We start from the raw sequence: 19591 nt of genomic DNA, 5'->3' as shown, positions 1-19591 counted from the left end.
CCACGCTCGCGTCCCGCCCGGGCAGTCACTGGGCCGGCAGGCACAGCTCCCCGTCGGTCATCCGCACCAGCCGGTCGGCGTAGGAAGCCAGCCGCGGCTCGTCGTGGCTGACCACCAGGACGGCGGCACCGTCGTCCGCGGCCTCCCGCAGCAGCGCGGCGACCGCGGCGGCGGCGTGCACGTCGAGGCTGGCGGTCGGCTCGTCGGCGACCACCAGTGCCGGGCCGGCGATCAGCGCCCGGACGACGGCGACGCGCTGGCACTGCCCCACCGAGAGGGTCGCCGGCAACCGGTCGACGTCGAGGTTCGCGAGACCGACCAGGGCCAGCGCCGCCGCGGTCCGGCGGCGCCGTTCGGCGCGGGACAGCCGGGTGCCGGTGACCACCAGCGGCTCTGTGACCGTGCGCCACAGCGGCCAGCGGCGGTCCAGGCTGGCGACCGGGTCCTGGAACACCGGCATCACCCAGCCTCTGCGCGGTCGCACCGCCCGGCGCCGGCGATGCCGGGGCCAGGCGTCCGCTCCGGCCAGCTCGACCCGTCCGCCGTCCGGTGGCTCCAGCCCCGCGGCCAGCCGGAGCAGCGTCGACTTTCCCGACCCCGACCGGCCGACGACGCCGACCACCTCGCCGGCACCCACGTCGAGGTCCACGTCGCGCACCGCCGGGAGGGCCGCGGCGCCGGTCGCATATGTGCGCCCCACGCCGGTCAACCGCACCACCGGTGCGGCACGGGTCGGCACGGGATGTGCCGGGCGCATCCGGGGCAGCGGCGTGGAGGCCGCGACGAGCAACCGGGTCACCTCGTGCCCGGGCCGGCCGAGGACGGTGCCGGCCGCGCCGTGCTCGACCACCCGCCCGTGGTCGAGCACGAGCACCTCGTCGGTGTGCCTTGCGACCAGCGCCAGGTCGTGGCTGACCAGCACCAGCGAACGGCAACTGCGGCGCAGCAGCTCGAGCACGCCGTCGGACAGCTCGGCGTCCAGAGCGCTGGTCGGCTCGTCGGCGAGGGTGAGCAGCGGCTCGTGCGCCGTCCCGGCCACCGTCGTCGCCCGCTGCAGCATGCCGCCGGACCACTGGTGCGGGTACTGCGCGGCCCGCCGGCCTGCGTCGGGGATGCCGACGCCGGTCAGCCGCTCGACCACCGCGCCCTCGGGTGGGCGCAGTCCGTGGGCGGTCCAGGCCTCGGCCACGTGTCGCTCGACCCGGTGCAGCGGATCGCAGGCGGCGTAGGGATCCTGCGCGACGTAGCCGATCTCCCTGCCCCGCCGACGGCGCAGCTCGCGCTCCGCGCAGCCGGTGACCTCCCGGCCACCCACCCGCACCGACCCGGTCACCTCCGTACCGTGCGGCAGCAGGCCGAGCACCGTCCGGACCAGCGTCGTCTTGCCGCAGCCCGAGCTGCCGACGACGCCCAGCCTGCCACCGTCCGGCACCACGAGGTCGATGCCGGAGAGCCCCCGGAAACCGTTCGGGTAAGTGACGGTGAGCCGTCGTACCTCGAGCGCCGGCGCGGTCACGAGCGGGTGCCCGGGTCGGTGACGTCGCGCAACGCCTCGCTGAGCAGCGTCGCGGCCAGCACCGTCACGACCAGGCCGGTGGCCGGGCCGATGATCTGCCAGGGCGCGTAGCCGAGCGTCTCCCGCGCGCCGGCGAGCATGGTGCCCCACTCGGCCGTGGGCGGCTGCGCGCCCAGCCCGAGGAACGAGAGGCCGGCCAGGGCCAGGACCACCTCGCCGACGCCCAACATCGCCACGACCAGCACTTGCGCAGCCGCGCCGGACAGCACGTGCCCGACCGCGATGCGCAGCTCCTTGGCCCCGGCCAACCGGGCGGCCAGCACGTCGGGCCGGGTGACCGACGTGCGCGCGTAGGCCCGGGCCAGCCGCGCCATGCCGGCCCAGCCGGTCAGCGACATGGCGATCACCAGGTTGACGAAGCTCGGACCGAGCAGTCCGACCAGGGCCAGGGTGAGCACCAGCCCGGGCAGGCCGAGCAGGACGTCGACGATCCGGGCCAGGACGACGTCGACGACGCCGCCGGCGACTCCCGCGACCATCCCCACCAGCAGGCCCACCACGCCGGTGATCGCGGTGATCAGCAGCGCAGCACCCAGCGACGTTCGCGCCCCGGCCACGGTGCGGGCGAGCAGGTCGCGGCCGGCGCCGTCGGTGCCCAGCAGGTGGGCACCGCCGGGCGGTTGCAACTGGTTGGTGTACTCGGACAGGTTCGGATCGGCGGTGAGCAGCGGGCCGACCAGCGCGACCAGCGCCAGCGCGCCGACCAAGACCAGGCCCACGCGGGCGTCGGCGCGGGCCACCAGGCGCCGCCACGCTCCCGCGATGACCGTGATCTCGGGGGCGTCGGCGGTCGTGGTGCCCGGCCGCAGCAGCGGGTTCAGCACGGTCATGCCGCGCCCCGCGCGGGCGCCGGCCGGCGGGCTCCCGGGTCCGACGCCGGCCGCAGGCGCGGATCCAGCGCCGCGGTGAGCAGGTCGGTGCCCAGGCTGACCACCACGTAGACCAGCACCGCGATGATCGTGAACCCGGTGACGACGGGCATGTCCCGTGCGGTGATCGCCTCGACGGTGAATCGGCCGACGCCGGGCCAGGTGAACACCGTCTCGACGATCGGCGCACCCCCGAGCAGGGCGGCGCTGCCGAGCCCGACCATCGTCAGGTAGGGCGGCAGCGCGTTGGGCAGCTCGTGGCCCAGCAGCCGCCGCATCAGGCCGGCGCCCCGGGCGCGGCTCACCCGCAGGTAGGCCGCACCTCGGGCCTCGAGCAGCCCGGCCCGCAGCACGCGGGACCAGGTCGCGGCCGCGCCCAGGCCCAGGACGAGCGCCGGCAGGAACACCGTGGCCCAGGTGCCGTCGGCGATGACCCGGCCCAGGCCGAACTCCACCACAACGAGGTCGAGCAGAACGACGCCCAGCAGGAAGCCCGGCACCACCAGCACCGCGGTGCTGAGCACGCGGGCGAGGTGGTCGCTCCACCCACCGGGCCGGGCGGCAGCGAGCAGCCCGAGCGCCAGTGACAGGACGACGGCCAGCAGCAGCCCCGCGGTCGTCAGGATCGCCGTTGCGGGCAGCCGCTCCAGGAACTCCTCGGTGACCGGCCGGCCGGTCCGCCAGGACACCCCGAGGTCACCCCGGAGCAGGCTGGTGAGCCACTCCCAGAACCGCTGCGGCAGCGGGTCGTCCAGGCGCAGCTCGTCGCGGACCGCCGCCACCGCCGCAGGCGAGGGGTCCTGGATGCCGCGTGCGGTGAGCACCCGCCGGGCTGGGTCGCCGGGGGCCAGCACGAGCAGGGGGAAGACGACGATCGCCCCGCCCGCCGCGCTGACCCCGGCCTGACCGACGCGGCGCACCACGGCACCGCCCACGTCACTCCCCGGGCGCGGTGTCGGTGGTCACCCAGAGGTTGCTGATCGGGGTCTCGTAGCCCCGCCAGGTCTCGTTCGTCACGACCCCCGGGCGGCGGGCCACGGTCGCGGCCCAGTACCCCTGGTCGGCGATGACCTGCTGGATCTCCTCCAGCAGAGCGATGCGCTGGTCCTCGTCGAAGGTGGCTCCCAGCTCGGCGATGAGTGCGTCCAACTGGGGGTCACTGATACCGGGGTAGTTCTCCTCGGCGCCGGTGACGAACGTGTCGGCCAGCCCCTCGACCGGGCTGCCGCCGAAGGAGAGCAGCGAGCTGCCGACGATCGCGCCGTCCCAGTTCCCGCCCTCGCGCTCGGCGGTGATGTCGTCGACCTGTCTGACCTCGACGGCCACGCCCACCTCGCCGAGCTGGGTCTGCAGCGCCTCGGCGATGATCGTCGAGTCCGGTTGCTGGGGGTAGGAGAGCAGCCGCAGGCGCAGCGGCTGACCGTCCCGGGTGCGCACGCCGTCGTCGCCCTCGGTCCAGCCGGCCTCGTCGAGCAGCTGCCGCGCCCGGTCGAGGTCGGTCTCCTGCGTGTCGACGGCGTAGGGCAGCGTCGGCGAGAACACGCTGGTGGCGACGTCGGCCTGGCCGCTGAGCACGTCCTCGGCCAGTGCCCGGTAGTCGACCGCGGCGTTGATCGCCTGACGGACGCGGGCGTCGTCGAGGCCCGGCGTGCGGTTGTTCAGGGTCAAGGAGAACGTCGAGCCGGTCGGCTCGCCGGTGACCCATAAGGCGTCTTCGCGACCCTCCAGCGTGCGGGCGATCGCGGTCGGCATGTAGAGGGCGAGATCGGCCTCGCCGGTCTGCACCGCCTGCACCCGCGAGGTCGCCTCCGGGACGAACCGGATGGTCAGTGCGTCCAGCGCCGGTCCGCCGCTCCAGTGGCCGGGGAACGGCGTGAGCTCGGCGCTCTGCCCGTCCAGGCTCTCCACCACGTAGGGGCCGGTGTACAGCCCGGCATCGATCAGTGCGCTGGGGGCGTCGCCCGCGGTCAGGTACTCCTCGTAGGCGTCGACGTCGAACACCGGCACCATCGACTCGTCGGCCAGCACGTTGGGCAGCGTCGGCACCGGCGCGGTCGTCGTGAGCGTGACCTCCAGGTCGCCGGTGGCCTCCGCGCTGCGGAATGCGGACGCCCCCGCGAAGCCCGTGTTGTTCTCCGCGGTCCAGCGCAGCAGCTGGGCGAGCGCGTCGGCGTCCAGCGCCCGGCCGCTGGCGAACGCGACGCCCTCCCGGAGGGTGAGCGTCCAGGTCGTGTCGTCGGTCGACGTCAGCTCCTCGAGCACCCAGGGCGTGGGGCTATCGTCGCGCTCGGGGCGCATCAGCAGCTCGACGTAGCCGAACTCGGGGCCCCAGAAGGCGTTCTCCAGCGGGTCGAGGTCATCGATCGCGAAACTGGTGGCGATGGTCAGTGTCTGCTCGTCGCCGGCCGCGGCCGACTGGTCGCCCGCACCTCCGCCCGTGGTCGCGCAGGCGGTCAGCGCCAGCGTCGCGGCCAGGCCGGCGGCCCAGCGGCGGAGTCCGGCGCGGCGTACGCTGGCGGACGGGGACAGGACAGATCGCAGCGTCATGAGAGACGTCGCCTCCAGCACCTCGTGGATGACTACTTCGGGTGCCGTGGCCGGTCTCCTGGCTGACAGGTATCGGTCCTTCCCCACCTTCCCAGCCAGACGAATCCGGCCAGTGGCTGCCGCAGCACGGCATGGGGGAGAACCACCTGATCACAGTGGCGAGGGCCGCTCCGGTACCGCACCGGAATTCCCGAGCACCACGGCTGTCGCAACGTAGCAGCTTGCTGCGACCGAGTTGCAACAAGCAGGACCCGGTTCCAGAAATGCCGTGCGCGCGGATCAGTGGCGGGAGCGTCCGACGCTGATCCGCCGTGGCACGGCAGCGCCAGCCCGCAGCCCGGTGGCCCACGTGACGTCGGGGATGAGGAGAGCTTTTGGTCTGAGCGCCCACCCGGCTTCCGGTCTACCTGCGGCGTCTGGGGGGGGGGGGTCATTCGCCCTGCTGAAACAGTGGCGCGGAGTGGCCACCCGCTACGACAAGCACGCACTCATCTACCGCGGAGCCGTCGTCCTAGCAGCCATCCTCGCCTGAACCCGCACTTGACAGACACACCCTAGGGAGCGCCTTCCGGGGGTAGCGAGTCCAGCCGCAGACCGCGTGCGGTCGCCACCGGCAGCCAAGTGCCCGTGGTAGCCGCCGACCAGCACCGGCTGCACGCCACCGGCGAGCGGCAGCAGGTCGTTGAGCGGCATACCGAGCGGGACCCCAGGCAGCTGTCCGTCCGCTGGGAGACGAGCCGGGTTCGTTCCTGCGCGCTCGAGCACGAGCGGCCGGACGGCCCGGTCCGCTCCGGGCCCGAGCGGAGGCTCAGCCCCGGCGCCAGACGACCTCGAGTTCGTTGCGGGCGCCGAACCGTTCGAGGTGTGAGCCGACAACGGACTGGACCCGTTCGAGTTCTTCGGTGCCGGGTGCGGTGGCCAGCAGCTCGAGGGTTTCCTCGCGCGAGCGCAGCAGGCAGTCGCCAGCGTCCAGCACGATGCGGATGCCGTCGGGCTCCTGGCGGATCTCGCTGCGCCGGCCGAGGTGAGCGGCGAGTTGCTTCGCGTAGCGCTCGGGGCTCGCGGTGGCGACGTCGGCTCGGGCGGTGAGGGGGGCGGTCATTCGGCACCGCCGCCGGTCGCGGGCGTGTCGGGGCCGTCGGCGAGCAGCAGGTACAGCGCGCGGCGGGTGTCGGCGAGGACCTGGGCGGCTGCGGCGCGCTGCGCCTCGGTGCCCGTGCGGGCGATCTCCTTGACGGCGCCGTGCACGCCCATGGTGAGGCCGCGCAGGTCGGGGCCGGCGTCGCCGCCCTGGTCGTCGGCGAACGGGTCGCTCCAGGTGGGGCGGCGTTCTGCGACGTGGGTGTGGCCGGTGTCGGTGAGCGTGACCAGCTTGCGGCCGGACTCGGCGGTGACGGTGACCAGGCCCTCGTCCTCGAGCTGGCTGATGGTGGGGTAGATGGCGCCGGGGCTGGGGGTCCAGCGGCCGCCGCTGCGCTCGGCGATGGCCTGCATGAGCTGGTAGCCGTGCATGGGCTGCTGGGTGAGCAGCTGGAGCACGGCGGTGCGGACGTCGCCGCGTGGCCGGCGGCCACGGCCACCGGTGTGCCGACCATCGGGGTGCGGGCCGCCGCGGAAGGCGGCTCCGCGCTGGTGGCCGCCGCGGAAGGGGGCACCCTCGTCGGGGCCGGGGTGGCCGCTGCGGGGGTGGTGGAAGCGGGCGCCGGGGTGTCCGGCGTGTCCTCGCGTGGGATGCATGGTGTTCCTCCTGTTTGCGTATCGGATGACGCTAACGATACATCGCTAGCGTCATAGGTCAACCGGGAGATCGAGTGAGTGCGTTCACGCCGTGGTCCTGCGGCTGTCCCGCAGTGTCAGCGCACCCGCTGGAGGGGCCCCCTGGTGCGCGGAGCGCACGGGGCCCGGCCGCCACGACCGGCAGCGCGGCACGCGCCGTGGCCGGCGGACGAGGACGGGGCGCCGGAGGTGGGTACACCGCACGGCGGCCGCCCCGGGGAGACGACCGCCGTGCGGTGGGTGGGCGCCGAACGCGGAGCTCGAGGCCGGCGGCAAGGCCATGCTCGACGAGGTCGCCAGGCTGGTCCGCGTGCTGTGGCCGCTCCGGGAAGCCGCTTGACCGTGCCCGGCGATCTCCGGAGGACGCAGGTAGTCGTCATCGGCGGCAGCTCGGGCATCGGCCGCCGCGTCGCCGAGCTCGCCGCGGCGGCCGGTGCCGAGGTCCTGATATCCGGCCGGGACGAGGCCAAGCTTCGGACGGTCGTCGGGGAGCTGTACTCGGCGGGTATCCCGGTCACCGGATCGGTCGTGGACGCGCGGGACGACGACGGACTGGCGCGCTTCTTCGCCGGGGTGGGCCGCTTTGCGATCCGTTCCTGCCGACGCCAGGTGTAGATCGACTCCTGGCTTGTGCCCAGGTCCCGCGCCACGTCCACGACCGGTCGCCATGGGTCGAACAGATCGAGCGCCTTGCGCCGGAACTCCGGCGGACAACCACGTCTGCCCACGAACCCTCCTCAGGGTCACATGGTCAGGATCTCAGTGATCTCACTACACCGAAGCCGGGGCCGACCACAGCCTCACCGAGAGCCGCGGCGGGAGGGCAGGTAGCGCTCAGCCCAGGAGGAGGTCGACCAGCAGGTAGCCGTTGAGGCTGATGATCAGCGTGGCGACGACCGAGCCCGTGAGGGTGGTGACCCGCCGGTTGACCCAGCCGCCCATCAGGTCCTTGCGGGAGGTCAGCCACAGCAGCGGCACCAGCGCGAACGGGATGCCGAAGCAGAGCACCACCTGCGACCAGACCAGCGCCGTCGTCGGGTCGCCGCCCAGGCCCAGCACCAGCAGCGCCGGGGCGAGGGTGATCAGCCGGCGGGTCAGCACCGGGATGTGCCTGCGCAGGAAGCCGGCCATCACGACCTGACCGGCGTGCGTGCCGACCGAGGAACTGGCGAACCCGGCGGCGAGCAGGGCGATGGCGAAGGCCAGGGCCGCGCCGCTGCCGAGCTGGTCGCCCAGGCCGGCGTGCACGCTCTCCAGCGACTCGATGCCGTCGCCGGAGGTGAACAGCTGGGCGGCGATCACCAGCATCGCGGCGTTGACCAGCCCGGCCAGCCCCATCGCGATGAAGACGTCGATCCGCTGGGCGCGCAGCAGCCCGCGCCGTCCGGAGTGCGACCTCCCCGCGGTGACGGTGTCGCCGTACCGGCCCGGCGTCAGCGCGGAGTGCACGTAGATGACGTGCGGCATGACCGTGGCGCCCAGGATGCCGGTGGCCAGCAGCAGGCTGTCGGTGCCGGCGAAGCTGGGCACCATGCCGGAGGCGACGCCGCCCGGGTCGACCCCGGCGCCGATCAGCGTGTAGACGAACCCGCCACCGATCACCAGCAGCAGCCCGGTGATCACCCGCTCGAACGGCCGGAACCCCCGCGACTGGGCGGCCAGCAGGACGAACGCGACGATCGCGGTGATGATCCCGCCCATCCACAGCGGCACCCCGAACAGCAGGTTCAGGGCGACCGCCCCGCCGACGATCTCGGCCAGGTCGGTGGCGATCGCGACCGCCTCGGCCTGTGCCCACAGCCCCCAGGTGACCGGCCGGGGGAACCGCTCGCGGCAGCAGGTGGCCAGGTCCCGCCCGGTGGCCAGCCCCAGCTTGGCGGTGAGCGTCTGGATGAGCATCGCCATCAGGTTGGCCGCGACGATCACCCACAGCAGGGTGTAGCCGAAGGAGGCGCCGCCGGAGAAGTTCGTGGCGAAGTTGCCGGGGTCGACGTAGGCGACGGCGGCGACGAACGCCGGGCCGAGCATCGGCCACAGCCGCCGCTTGGTGGCCGGGGGCGCCGGTGGCCGGGCGTGCGGCAACGCACTGGTGAGGACGGCGGCCTCGGTCTTCGAGAGGAACACCCACCTACTCCTGAGGGCTCACGTACGGTTGCCGCCGGTGGGCGCATCCGCGTCGACCGGCGGCAACCTGCTGATCAAGGACGAGCGGCGCCGGTGGCGTGTTCGATCTGTACGGCCAGGTCCTGGACGCACTCGGCCTTGCTGCGGCCGGTCTCCGAGGCGTGTACGCCGAGGACCAGGTCGGCCAGCAGCATGGCGCCACCGGCGAGTGCGCCCTCGTCCGGGAAGGTCTGCAGCAGCGCTGCCGCCCCCTCCGCGTCCCCGCGGGAGCGGGCGGCGAGTACGCCGGCGACCCGCTGGGCGGCGTTCCCGAGCTGGACCAACTGTGCCGGGGGAGCGCCGCTGGGCCGGGGCCCGGTCACGCCGCCGGAACGATCAGGCCGTTGGTCGCTGTTCGCGCGGTCTGGAAGCGCTGCTGGACGTCGGCCCAGTTGGCCACGTTCCACCAGGCCTTCACGTAGTCGGCCTTGACGTTGCGGTACTGCAGGTAGAAGGCGTGCTCCCACATGTCGAGCATCAGCAGCGGCACCAGTCCGACGGGCAGGTTGCCCTGGTGGTCATAGAGCTGGCAGATCAGCAGCTTCTGTCCGACGGAGTCCCAGGCGAGGATCGACCAACCCGATCCCTGGATGCCCAGAGCGCTGGCGGCGAAGTGGGCGCGGAAGCCATCGAAGGAGCCGAACTGGTCGTCGATCGCCGCGGCCAGCTCACCGACCGGCTTGTCGCCGCCGTCGGGGCTCATGTTCGGCCAGAACACCGAGTGGTTGACGTGCCCGGCCAGGTTGAAGGCGAGGTTCTTCTCGTAGAGGTTGACCGGTCCGAGCTGGTCCTTGTCGCGGGCCTCGGCCAGCTGTTCCAGGGCGGTGTTCGCACCGGCCACGTAGGTCTGGTGGTGCTTGCTGTGGTGCAGCTCCATGATCTCGCCGCTGATGTGCGGGGAGAGCGCGCCGTAGTCGTAGGGCAGGTCGGGCAGGGCGTAGTCAGCCATCGGAGCCTCCTGTTGCGAGCGGTTTGCAACAACTTGTTGCAACGTATTCGCAGTAGCTCCCGACCGGCAAGTCGGCCACAGTCAGCAGTGTCGGATCGACCAGCGATCGTTCTGGCCGGTGTTTCGCGTGGCCCACCGCGTCGTGGCGCTGTTGTGCCTGACGTGTCTGCTGGCGAAGACCTGATCAGAATCCGTCCACGAACTCCCGGCGGCGCGTGAGCCTGGCCGGCACGCCGACCTGTCCGGGCTGGCCCGCAGACGCACGAGCGTGGAGGTCACCGGCTACGTCGGTGTCCGGCGAGCCGGCGAGCACCTGTCCGATGCGCTTCTGCGCCCGGCTGTGGCTATCGATCGCGGTTGGTCGACGAAGCGTTCACGCACGCCCGTCAGCGCGGTGGAGCGGGCCACCACGGGCGGTGGGCACCCGTGGGCGGACCAGGCGCGTCGGGGGTTCGCTCGGCAGGGCGGCCGGCGTGCGGTCTGTCCGGGAAGAAGCCAGGCGACCGGGTCAGCCCGAGCGGCGCAGACGGGTCATGGCGGTGTCAACCCGGCGGTCGAGGCACTGCAGTGATCGGCTTGATCGTGCGGAGCCTGCACTGGGACTTCCGGCGAACTCGGACATCGTCTGGAGAGGCGATCGACCACACCTGGGACGCGTTGTGGGAGCGGCTGGCTCAGGGAGAAGAGGGACCTGGGCACCGCTGATCTCGGGACGACGAGTGCTCGGGACACCACCGGAGGCGGTGCCCCGGCCACGCTGAGCGTTGTCTGCGGATGGGGGACCGCTCAACCCGCCGATACCGCAGTGGCCGACACCCCCGCCTCCGCGTGGCCGTCACCGATCGCTGGAGTGCTCGGGATCTGCCGGGTGATCACGACCGACACGAGGGCGAACGCCGCGACCAAGGCTGCCCACATCGCCGGGGTGCCGCTCGCGAGGAAGCCCGCGGCGACTGTCGCCACCGCACCCAGGCCGTACTGCGACGCACCGATCAGGGCCGCCGCCGAGCCGGTGCTCGACCGTACAGAGCTCATGCAGCAGCTCATCAACGCCGGTTCTGCCACGCCGAGACCGAAGAGGCTCACCGCCATGCCGGAGACCACCACCGGGAGCGGGGCGTTGAGGCCGGTCGCGACGACCGCGAGGAGCGGGCCGGCGAGAGCGATGCACCCTCCGGCGAGCGACTGCCGCCGGATCTCGATGGAGGCCGCCAGGCGGTGGGCGGCCACTGCGCCGAGCAGGAACGCCATCCCGGTGGTACCGAAGACCAGGCCGAAGGTGGCCGGGTCCAGCCCGTACCGGTCCTGGTAGACGTACGACGCGCCCCCGATGTAGGCGAAGAGCATCATGAAGAGCGCGGAGATCGCCGCCAGGGGCCGGACGAAGTCCGGTGACCGGAGCAGTTCGCGGTACGCGGACCGGATCGGTGCGGCAGCGAGCGGCGTCCGGTGCTCCGCCGGTAGGGACTCGTCCTGGAAGTACGCAACGCTCGCCGCCACGAACGCCCCGAGCAGGCCGAGCACGATGAACACCGAACGCCAGCCGAAGTGCTGCTCGAGGGCCCCTCCCGCCGCAGGGGCGACGACCGGGGCCAGTCCGGCCACCGTCATCAGCAACGCGTACAGGCGGGTCGCCGCCTGACCGACGACCCGGTCGCGGACCGAGCTGTTGGCGATGACCACGGCGAGGGCACCCCCGACCCCTTGCACGACCCGGCCGGCGACCAGTACGCCGATGGAGGGCGCCAGCGCCGCGAGGAGCGAACCCGCGGTGAACAGCCCGAGGCCGAGGAGGAGTGGCCGTCGTCGCCCGACGGCATCAGTGATCGGGCCCGCGACGAGCTGCCCCAGGCCGAGCACGAGCAGGAACCCGGTCAACGTCAGCTGCGTGACCCACACCGGAGCCGAGAACTCGGCGCTGATGGCCGGTAGCGAGGACAGGTACATGTCCGCAGCGAAGGGCAGCAGGGCCACGATCGCGGCGGTCGTGAGCGTGAAGGATCGAGGGACCATGTGGGTCATCGGAGTGTGTCCAACAGAAGAAGGGCCCAAGGGGAGTCCGCCACTACGTTAGCCCCAAAGTGATACGCCCGTATCGAATTGTGAGGACCTGTGACGAAGCGCATCGACGGACCTCCTCGCCAGGTCCGCGCCAGCCGGAAGCGCGTGGAGATCTTGCGTGCCGCGGTCATCCTGATGACCGCCCACGGCACGGCAGCGGTCACGCACCGGTCCGTCGCGCAGGCGGCAGGCGTCTCACTCGGTGCCATCCGGTACTACTTCGCGACACGAGAGGCGCTGCTGCTGGCGTGTGTCGACCACGTCGAGACCGAGCGGGCGACCGCCGCGGAGGACGTGCTCGCGACGGCGCAGCGCCGGCCCCCCGCAGACGCCGGAGAAGTCGCCGCGTTGCTCCTGACGGCGTACTACGGACCCCGCCAGGACGATGCGACGCTCGCCGGGACGCTCGGCTGGGTCGTGGACTGTGCCCGCGAGAGCGATGCCCTGTCGACCCGCGTGGCGCGTGCGCGTGCCGTCATGGACCGCCAGGTGGGCGACCTGCTCGACGCCTGCGACCGGAGTGAGGTGCCGGCGACCCTCGTCGGCGCGGTGATCGACGGCAGTGTCGTCACCGCGACGGCGGAAGGAGAGCGGGGGATCGCTGACCGGGCTCTTCGTGAACTCATCGGAATGCTGCAGATCGGCGCACGAGCGCGCGCCCACCCTCGGTGAGCCATCGGGGCAGAGGCCGGAGGGGTCGTCGAGGCGCTGGGCGGCGCTGTCACCTGGTTGCTCGCTCACGTCGTCCGCGTGACGCACCCGGGCGGTCGTGAGCGCTTCGGTGGGTGTCGTGCCGGCCTCAACGGGCCGCGCCATCAGAGCAGTGGCCCGCTCCGGATCGGCTTGGAAGACCGCACACCAGGTCGGCCGTGGAGTCGAACGCATCGTGCACCGCGCTGAGGGGGACACCTGCTTCCTTCGCGAGCGCACGGGTGGTCGGTGACCCGGCGCCCTCGCGCTCCCTCACCCGCATGGCGGCACCGGCCAACTCGACGCGGCGCTTCCGGCCGATCACCCGCAGGACCACGAGGGCCTGGACGCCGATGTGCACCGCGACCGCCGTGCAGACCGCCAGCACGGCGTGCACTGGCGAGGCCGGCCTGTCGTGCCTCGGCCAGCAGGGCTGCGGCGGCCTCAGACGCGAGCGTCCCTGCCGAATCCGCTGCGCTGCCCAGCGTCTCCCGGACGGCGGCCAGGAGGTCGGGAACGCCGGCCCTCTGGTCGAGGGAGGCCGCCGCGTACACCGACAGGCCGATGGGTGAGCGGCAACAAGCGGGCCACGGTCGTGCTCAACCGACCTGACCTTCCGCGCGGGCAGGGAGGTCGGTGAGCAGTCGTGCGTTGAGGACGCCGAGGTCGGTCAGGATGTGCCCCGCCGTGTCGCGATCGCAAGCGTCGATCGCACAGTCGACTCCTCCGTCTCCATCGGCGCTGCCGGGCTCAGGGGCCGATGACTCGTTGGCCTGCTGTGTGGCGCGTATGCCGACGATCGGTGCCTCGCGACCGGACAGGTAGAGCACCACGCCTCGTCCAGCCGCGGCGATCTGCTCGATCGCTGCATCCAGGTCCCCACCGCAGCGGTGGAGGCGACGCCCGATCACCTCACTGGACACGCAGTCGGGGTGGCCCCCGACCGGAACGTCCGAACCGTCAGGGAACCACCCATCCGCGTCGAGTCCCGCGACGAGCGCCAGGTGCGATTGGCCGCCTATCTGGTCGGCGTAGCCGACCGCCGTGAGCACCCCATGTCGAGTCGGCACTTGGGTGGTCAGAACGCGGCGAAGGTTGCCTTCCTGCGCACGACGGAAGGTCCGGAGCTCCTCGATCGTGATGATGGCGAGACCATGAACGTCGGCGAACACGCTGCAGCTTGCGGAGTCTCGCGTAGAGCCGTCGTCCTCCACCAGTACAGCCATCACGCCCGCAGGTTCTCTGCCGGCGAGACGAGCCAGGTCAACGGCGGCTTCGGTGTGTCCTGCCCGCACGAGAACGCCACCCTCCCGTGCACGCAGCGGCAGGAGATGCCCCGGCCGAATCAGATCGCCTGGCTCGGATGCGGGATCTGCCAGCAGGCGTGCCGTATGCGCACGGTCACGGGCAGAGATTCCCGTTGTGACGCCCGAACTCGCATCGACGCTGACCGCGAAAGCCGTCCCCAATCGCTCGTCATCCGGATGCACCATTGGCGGGATCCGCAACCGGGAGAGGGCCGCGTCGGTCATTGGCACACACACCAGGCCAGAGGTGTGCCGCACGATGAAGGCCATCCATTCCGGAGTGATGGCGTCGGCGGCGATGATCAGGGAGCCCTCGTTCTTCCCGTCCTCCCCGTCGATCACAACCACGGGGCGCCCCGCAGCAACACCACGAAGCGCCACGTCCACCGGCGTCAACGACACCCTCGCTGCGGAGGCGGTGAGGGTCCCCCGTCCAGCTGCTCTCGCCATCCACTGCTCCATCTCAGTCGAGCGTAAGGGAATGTAAGCCGACCGCTGACCGGCATGCGGAGTGCCGCATTTCCGAGCGTCCATGCCGACCTCGCGTCGGCGTCTGACCGCTCTCCTGCAGGAGGCATCGGCGTGAACTCAACACAACCAGGTACCCATGCCCTGCCGCCGGATCAACGCCGTTCGAAGCCTGTGCGGGAACGTGAGTCAAGCTGGTGAGGCGCGCCGCACCAGCTTGTGGTTGCAGAACTCGAGAATGCCGAGCCGTCCTAGTTCGCGACCGTGTCCCGACAGCTTGACGCCTCCGAACGGGAGATCCGGTTCAGAGTCTTCAGCGCAGTTGATGTAGACCATACCGACGTCAAGCTGGTCCGCGGTGTCGATGGCCCGCTGCTCGTCGGAGGTGAACACCGCAGCGCCGAGGCCGTACGGCGATTGATTCGCGAGTTCGATGGCCTCCTCGTCGCTGCCGGCACGATAGACGACTACGACGGGGCCGAAGACCTCCTCTGTCGCAATGTCCATGTCCAACGTCACGTCTGTGATCACAGCAGGGGAGATGAAGGCGCCAACCCCTGACAGGGCGCCTCCGGTGTGCAACTTTGCGCCCTGTGCGACGGCTCGTCGGATCTGTGCGTGAACATGCTCGGCTGCGGCACGCGATGCAAGGGGCGGCATCGCTGGGTCTGCTGCATGCTTGATCGCCTGTTGGACGAGCTCACTCACGATCGCGCCGTAATCGTCATCACGAACGATCACGCGTTTTGGCGAGTTGCAAGCTTGACCCATGTTCGCCATACGGGCGCCGTAGGCAACGCGCGCCGTCGTAGCCGGATCAGCAGTGTCGAGGATCAAGAACGGATCAGATCCGCCCAGTTCGAGGACGACCTTCTTGAGATGGCGACCGGCAGTTTCACCGATGACGGCTCCGACACGCTCGCTTCCGGTGAAGGAAACGCCCTGTACCCGAGAATCGGCGATCGCCTTCTCGACGTCCTCGTTGTCCAGCAACAGGGTGGAGTAGAGGTGCGGTGGAACTCCTGCATCCAGAAGCACTCTCTCGATCGCCGCGGCGCTCCGGGGACATGCCGGCGACGGCTTGACGACAACTGCATTGCCGAGAAGCAGGTTGGGTGCGATGAGCCGAGCAAGCTGGTAGTACGGGTAGTTCCAGGGCATGATGCCGAGAACGACACCGACTGGCCTCTTCAGGATCTCGGCTGTGCCACCCGACCGCGGCGTGAAGGCCTCGGACCTGAGCAGTGCGGCACCCTCCTCGGCGTAATACTCGAAGATGTCGGCCACCACCCCCACCTCGCCGACAGCGGAGTCGAGAGGCTTTCCCATCTCGAGGGACGCGTGCGCTGCCAGGTCATGTCGTCGCTCCCGCATCAGCTTCCCAACTGACCCAAGGCTCGCTGCGCGCTCCTCGAGCGGAAGGCGACGCCATGTCCGGTGTGCCTCGTCAGCGGCCGCGATGACTCGTTCGGCCTCAGTCCACTGCATGCTGTCGAACGATTCCACCACCGCCCCCGTCCGCGGATCGGTTACCCGATATGCGTTCTGCATGATCACGCCTCCTGATGGCCGTGCACGACCGCGCTCGTTCGACGCGACGCCGTGACAAAGGACTCGACAATAGAAAGACCTGTGGACGCTGGTCGGCGCTCCGGGTGCCACTGCACTCCGACGATGAAGTGGGAATCCGTACATTCGATCGCCTCGACGACTCCGTCTCCCGCGTGCGCGGTGGCGCGCAATCCTCTACCGAGCGTTGCGACTGCCTGGTGATGATGGGAAGGGACGTTGAGACTCGAACCGAGATCTCGCCACACGCGCGTGCCGGGGATCGTGTTCACGTAATGATCGACGAACTGCCCACTCAAGTGCATATCTGGTTCGTCGACCCGATCGGCCAAGTGCTGCTCCAACGTGCCACCGAGCGCGACGTTGATGATCTGCATGCCCCTGCAGATGCCGAGCACCGGCTTGCCACTGTCGATGGCCTTGAGCGTGAGAGCGATCTCAAGGCGGTCTCGGGCGCGGAGAGGGGTGTCGTTCGCCGGATGCGGATCGTGCCCGTAGGTCCGGGCATCGACATCGCGACCGCCGGCCACCACAACCCCGTCGACCAGCTCCACGATGCGATGCGCTTCAGCCAGCGTGGCGTCGGTCGACGCAGCCAGCACAGCGACGCCACCTGCCGCCTCTATGAGGTCTATGTACGGGGCGAAAAGCGCGTCGGTCAGCTCGTCTGGCCATCCCTCGGAACTCGTCAGACGACGGTCGAGGGCCATGGCGATCAGCGGACGCGTCATCGGTCCATCCCCACCACTTCGAACGTCCGTACCGTCCCATCACAGTCATGTCGACGACGTGGGCCGCAGATCCCGGGAGACGAGAGGGTGCAGCCCCGTTCGTCCGGTGCGATGGGAGTGACCGACCTACCTGCCGCCCGGCATCCGTCAGACGTCCCGTCAACGCGCCGCCACAGTGGAACCCGCGGTGCGGACCGTGCGCGCGGGCTGCTGTTGCAGGCAGAGATCGCAACGCCGTCGAGGTCGGGTGCGGGCTGGGGGGAGTCAGCTGGCGACATCACCTCGAAGCGGACCGGCACCTCTGCTCTGCTCGTCGGGCGGGTCGCGATCAGGTCCCCGGAACGGCCTCCGTCGATGAGCCTCACGTCGTCTCCACCTCACTGCTTCCCCAGTCAGTTGCCCGCCGCAGCTGCCGCATGCCGGGTCACAGTGCCACCCGGTGCTCACCGGAACTGATGTTCGCGGCGGGTGTGCACGCCTAGTGGCTGATCGTGCGCTAGCGGTTCATGAGTGTTGCGCGGAAAGTCGCGGGAGTTCTCGCCGACGCAGGCAGGATCGACGCAATCACCCGAGGAACAACCACATGAGCGGCCTCACGGAGGTGCACGAACGAGATGACTGACTTGCGAGAGTGGCTGCCCAAGGCAGTCGACGCGATCCAGGCCTGGGAATCCGGATTTGGTGAGTTCGAGACGCATCCGAGCACGGAGGTGCCGGATTCGGAGCTCGCCAGTGCTTTCGAGCGGCTCGTGGAACGTCTTGCCGACAACTATCCGTATGGCCATCCGCGTTACGTGGGTCAGATCCTCAAGCCGCCGCATCCCGCTGCGATCCTCGGCTACATGACCGCAATGCTGATCAACCCGAACAACCACGCGCTCGACGGGGGGCCGGCCACGGCCGCGATGGAAAAGGAGGTCGTGAGCAAGCTGGCGGTCATGTTCGGACTTCCTCAGCACCTCGGGCATCTCACCAGCAGCGGCACCATCGCCAACCTCGAAGCGTTGTGGGTCGCCCGCGAGTTGCTTCCCGGCAAGAAGGTCGCCTACAGCGCTGATGCGCATTACACCCATTCGCGAATGTGTGCCCTCATCGGCGTCGAGGGTGTCTCGATCAGCACTGACGAGCGTGGGCGCATGGACCTGAGCGCGTTGGAACGCGCCCTGTCCTCCGGCGACATCGGCACAGTGGTCGCGACCGTGGGGACCACCGGTCTGGGCAGCCTCGATCCGCTACCAGAGATCGTTGAGCTGGCCCGCCATCATGGCGTCCGAGTGCACGTGGACGCGGCGTACGGCGGGTTCTACGCTCTGATCGCCGACGACTCCGAGGACGGCGTCGAGAGTGGACCTTTCCGAGCCCTCGCGGATGTCGATAGCATCGTCGTCGACCCACACAAACACGGGCTCCAGCCGTACGGGTGTGGTGCGGTCCTCTTCCGGGACCCGTCCGTCGGTCGCTTGTACGTTCACGACTCGCCGTACACCTACTTCAGCTCGTCTGAGCTCCACCTCGGGGAGATCTCACTCGAGTGCAGCCGTGCTGGCGCGGCCGCGGCCGCGCTGTGGATGACGCTGGAAGTCCTTCCTCTCACCGATGAGGGACTGGGACAGGTCCTGCGCGCGAACCGTCGGGGAGCGCTTGCCTGGCATGAGCTGCTGGGCACGTCCCGCTCGCTGGTTCCCTATCAGGCTCCAGAACTCGACATCGTGAGCTACTTCCCGCGGCTTCCCACGCTGTCAGCGATCGCGGAAGCCAGCCAGGAACTCTTTGTCGTGGCCGGCTCCGGCGCCCCCGTCGAGCAGATCCACCTGGCGACGTTCAACGTCACCGCAGATGCGATGGGCAAGCGTCACGACGTGACGCTGGACGGGGAACAGGGCCGGATCCTGCGGAGCACCGTACTGAAGCCGGAGTCGGAGTACGCCATCCGGGGGATCCATCGCAGGCTCGAGGAGCTTGCCGGCAAGAACATCGCGGCACGGTTGTAATTCACAAGAGAACTCAGTTACGGAAGGCATCAACTGATGAAGCTAGCGAATGTGGCGGGTCGAGCTTCGGTTCTCATCGAGGGCCGCGTCCTGGATGTCGAACAGGCATCCGCGGGGCAACTCTCGAGCGACCCGATGACCCTGGCCGACCTCGACGTCCACCCCGAACTCCGGAGACTGGCTGCGAATGCCGATGCCGAGTCGCTGCCGCTGCCGCTGCTGGACCAGAAGGACTTGCAGGCCCCTGTTCCACGTCCGTCAAAGGTGATCGCCTTAGCGCTGAACTATGCCTCGCACGTCATCGAGTCGAAGAAGACGATGCCGGAAGAGCCTCACGTGATGGTGAAGTTCCCCACCAGCATCTGCGGTCCGTTCGACACGATCGTCGCTCCGCATGGTCGCCCCATGATCGACTTCGAGGCAGAGATCGTCGTGGTCATCGGTAGGACCTGCAAGGCCGTCAGCGAGGACCACGCGTGGGACGTGGTGGCTGGCATCATGGCCGGCAACGACATCTCGGACCGTGGCGAGCAGTTCCGTCCGCCCATCAAGCAGTTCTCGATGGCGAAGTCCTATGACACCTTCGGTCCGACCGGGCCGTCCCTGGTGACTCCTGATGAGTTCCCTGACCGTGATGACATCGGGCTCGACGGCTGGGTCGACGGTCTTCACACCCAGACCGCCAGGTCCAGCGACTTCATCTTCTCCGTGGCGCGGCAGATCGCGTGGCTGTCTCGCTTCTGCACCCTCAACGCCGGTGATCACATCTGGACCGGCACCACCGGCGGTGTAGGCGAGTCGCGAACCCCTGAACTCTGGCTCAAGGACGGATCCATCGTCGAGACCGAAGTCGACCTGGTCGGCCGCATGCGGAACCCTGTCAAGGTCGGCTGA

Annotated in this window: 18 protein-coding genes, 2 pseudogenes and 1 riboswitch; of the genes and pseudogenes, 5 read left to right on the top strand and 15 right to left on the bottom strand. The window is 70.2% G+C overall.

Going from position 1 to position 19591, the window contains the following annotated elements:
* Positions 1-25: 25 nt before the first annotated feature.
* Genes O2W15_RS11245 through O2W15_RS11230 form a run of 4 tightly spaced genes read right to left on the bottom strand, consistent with a single transcriptional unit; the run spans position 26 to position 4992 of the window.
* On the bottom strand, positions 26-1516 hold the full coding sequence (locus tag O2W15_RS11245) for an ABC transporter ATP-binding protein (RefSeq protein WP_269179486.1): 1491 nt from the start codon (positions 1514-1516) through the stop codon (positions 26-28).
* The gene (locus tag O2W15_RS11240) at positions 1513-2406 is read right to left on the bottom strand and encodes an ABC transporter permease (RefSeq protein WP_269179485.1); all 894 of its coding nucleotides are present in this window, start codon (positions 2404-2406) and stop codon (positions 1513-1515) included. Before O2W15_RS11240 ends, O2W15_RS11245 begins: the two co-directional genes overlap by 4 nt.
* Positions 2403-3380 carry an ABC transporter permease gene (locus O2W15_RS11235; RefSeq protein ID WP_269179484.1) on the bottom strand — a complete coding sequence of 326 codons (978 nt, stop codon included), beginning with the start codon at positions 3378-3380 and terminating at the stop codon, positions 2403-2405. The genes O2W15_RS11240 and O2W15_RS11235 overlap by 4 nt, the downstream gene beginning before the upstream one ends.
* A gap of 1 nt (position 3381) precedes the next feature.
* Positions 3382-4992: an ABC transporter substrate-binding protein gene (locus O2W15_RS11230; protein WP_269179483.1), complete on the bottom strand. Its 1611-nt coding sequence runs from the start codon at positions 4990-4992 to the stop codon at positions 3382-3384.
* A 31-nt stretch (positions 4993-5023) separates the two neighbouring features.
* Positions 5024-5209: riboswitch (cobalamin riboswitch) on the bottom strand.
* Positions 5210-5425: 216 nt separating this feature from the next.
* On the opposite strand from O2W15_RS11230, the pseudogene O2W15_RS24045 reads away from it, so the two are divergent.
* Positions 5426-5524, top strand: a pseudogene (locus tag O2W15_RS24045) (IS5/IS1182 family transposase); the annotation flags it as partial.
* 276 nt (positions 5525-5800) lie between these two features.
* Here the strand turns inward: O2W15_RS24045 and O2W15_RS11225 are convergent.
* Both O2W15_RS11225 and O2W15_RS11220 read right to left on the bottom strand, forming a co-directional pair.
* Positions 5801-6094: a DUF2218 domain-containing protein gene (locus tag O2W15_RS11225; protein WP_269179482.1), complete on the bottom strand. Its 294-nt coding sequence runs from the start codon at positions 6092-6094 to the stop codon at positions 5801-5803.
* Positions 6091-6729: a PadR family transcriptional regulator gene (locus tag O2W15_RS11220; protein WP_269179481.1), complete on the bottom strand. Its 639-nt coding sequence runs from the start codon at positions 6727-6729 to the stop codon at positions 6091-6093. Before O2W15_RS11220 ends, O2W15_RS11225 begins: the two co-directional genes overlap by 4 nt.
* Before the next feature lie 78 nt (positions 6730-6807).
* Between O2W15_RS11220 and O2W15_RS24040 the strand changes: the two genes are divergently transcribed.
* Entirely contained in the window at positions 6808-7383 is a 576-nt protein-coding gene (locus tag O2W15_RS24040) for an SDR family NAD(P)-dependent oxidoreductase (protein ID WP_442928880.1), read from the top strand.
* On the opposite strand, the pseudogene O2W15_RS24035 reads toward O2W15_RS24040, so the two are convergent.
* From O2W15_RS24035 to O2W15_RS11195, 5 genes and pseudogenes are all read right to left on the bottom strand, one after another.
* Positions 7374-7418, bottom strand: a pseudogene (locus tag O2W15_RS24035) (hypothetical protein); the annotation flags it as partial. The gene O2W15_RS24040 and the pseudogene O2W15_RS24035 overlap by 10 nt on opposite strands.
* A 184-nt stretch (positions 7419-7602) precedes the next feature.
* Positions 7603-8892, bottom strand: a complete 1290-nt coding sequence (locus O2W15_RS11210; protein WP_269179480.1) for an Nramp family divalent metal transporter — start codon at positions 8890-8892, stop codon at positions 7603-7605.
* 74 nt (positions 8893-8966) lie between these two features.
* Positions 8967-9254 (bottom strand): hypothetical protein, encoded by a 288-nt coding sequence (locus tag O2W15_RS11205; RefSeq protein ID WP_269179479.1) that lies wholly within the window; start codon positions 9252-9254, stop codon positions 8967-8969.
* The gene (locus O2W15_RS11200) at positions 9251-9880 is read right to left on the bottom strand and encodes a superoxide dismutase (RefSeq protein ID WP_269179478.1); all 630 of its coding nucleotides are present in this window, start codon (positions 9878-9880) and stop codon (positions 9251-9253) included. Before O2W15_RS11200 ends, O2W15_RS11205 begins: the two co-directional genes overlap by 4 nt.
* Before the next feature lie 786 nt (positions 9881-10666).
* On the bottom strand, positions 10667-11893 hold the full coding sequence (locus O2W15_RS11195; protein WP_269179477.1) for a Bcr/CflA family efflux MFS transporter: 1227 nt from the start codon (positions 11891-11893) through the stop codon (positions 10667-10669).
* Between the two features lie 99 nt (positions 11894-11992).
* On the opposite strand from O2W15_RS11195, the gene O2W15_RS11190 reads away from it, so the two are divergent.
* Positions 11993-12613, top strand: coding sequence for a TetR/AcrR family transcriptional regulator (locus O2W15_RS11190; protein WP_269179476.1), 621 nt, complete (start codon positions 11993-11995; stop codon positions 12611-12613).
* A gap of 127 nt (positions 12614-12740) precedes the next feature.
* On the opposite strand, the gene O2W15_RS11185 is transcribed toward O2W15_RS11190, so the two are convergent.
* The 4 genes from O2W15_RS11185 to O2W15_RS11170 form a co-directional block, all read right to left on the bottom strand.
* The gene (locus O2W15_RS11185) at positions 12741-13028 is read right to left on the bottom strand and encodes a TetR family transcriptional regulator (RefSeq protein WP_269179475.1); all 288 of its coding nucleotides are present in this window, start codon (positions 13026-13028) and stop codon (positions 12741-12743) included.
* A 202-nt stretch (positions 13029-13230) separates the two neighbouring features.
* Positions 13231-14400 carry a 3,4-dihydroxy-2-butanone-4-phosphate synthase gene (gene ribB, locus O2W15_RS11180; RefSeq protein ID WP_269179474.1) on the bottom strand — a complete coding sequence of 390 codons (1170 nt, stop codon included), beginning with the start codon at positions 14398-14400 and terminating at the stop codon, positions 13231-13233.
* Positions 14401-14595: 195 nt separating this feature from the next.
* A complete protein-coding gene (locus tag O2W15_RS11175) occupies positions 14596-15957 on the bottom strand; it encodes an aldehyde dehydrogenase family protein (protein WP_269179473.1) in 1362 nt (453 codons plus the stop codon).
* A gap of 2 nt (positions 15958-15959) precedes the next feature.
* Complete coding sequence (locus O2W15_RS11170) at positions 15960-16706, bottom strand: gamma-glutamyl-gamma-aminobutyrate hydrolase family protein (RefSeq protein ID WP_269179472.1); 747 nt, start codon at positions 16704-16706, stop codon at positions 15960-15962.
* A gap of 614 nt (positions 16707-17320) precedes the next feature.
* Here O2W15_RS11170 and O2W15_RS11165 point away from each other — a divergent pair.
* Positions 17321-18697, top strand: coding sequence for a pyridoxal phosphate-dependent decarboxylase family protein (locus tag O2W15_RS11165; RefSeq protein WP_269179471.1), 1377 nt, complete (start codon positions 17321-17323; stop codon positions 18695-18697).
* 36 nt (positions 18698-18733) lie between these two features.
* The gene (locus O2W15_RS11160) at positions 18734-19591 is read left to right on the top strand and encodes a fumarylacetoacetate hydrolase family protein (protein WP_269179470.1); all 858 of its coding nucleotides are present in this window, start codon (positions 18734-18736) and stop codon (positions 19589-19591) included.

The sequence above is a fragment of the Modestobacter sp. VKM Ac-2979 genome (genome assembly GCF_026967995.1).
Lineage (GTDB): Bacteria > Actinomycetota > Actinomycetes > Mycobacteriales > Geodermatophilaceae > Modestobacter.
The sequence above is the reverse complement of the archived record's forward strand: the minus strand, read 5'-3'. Positions and strand labels throughout refer to the sequence as shown.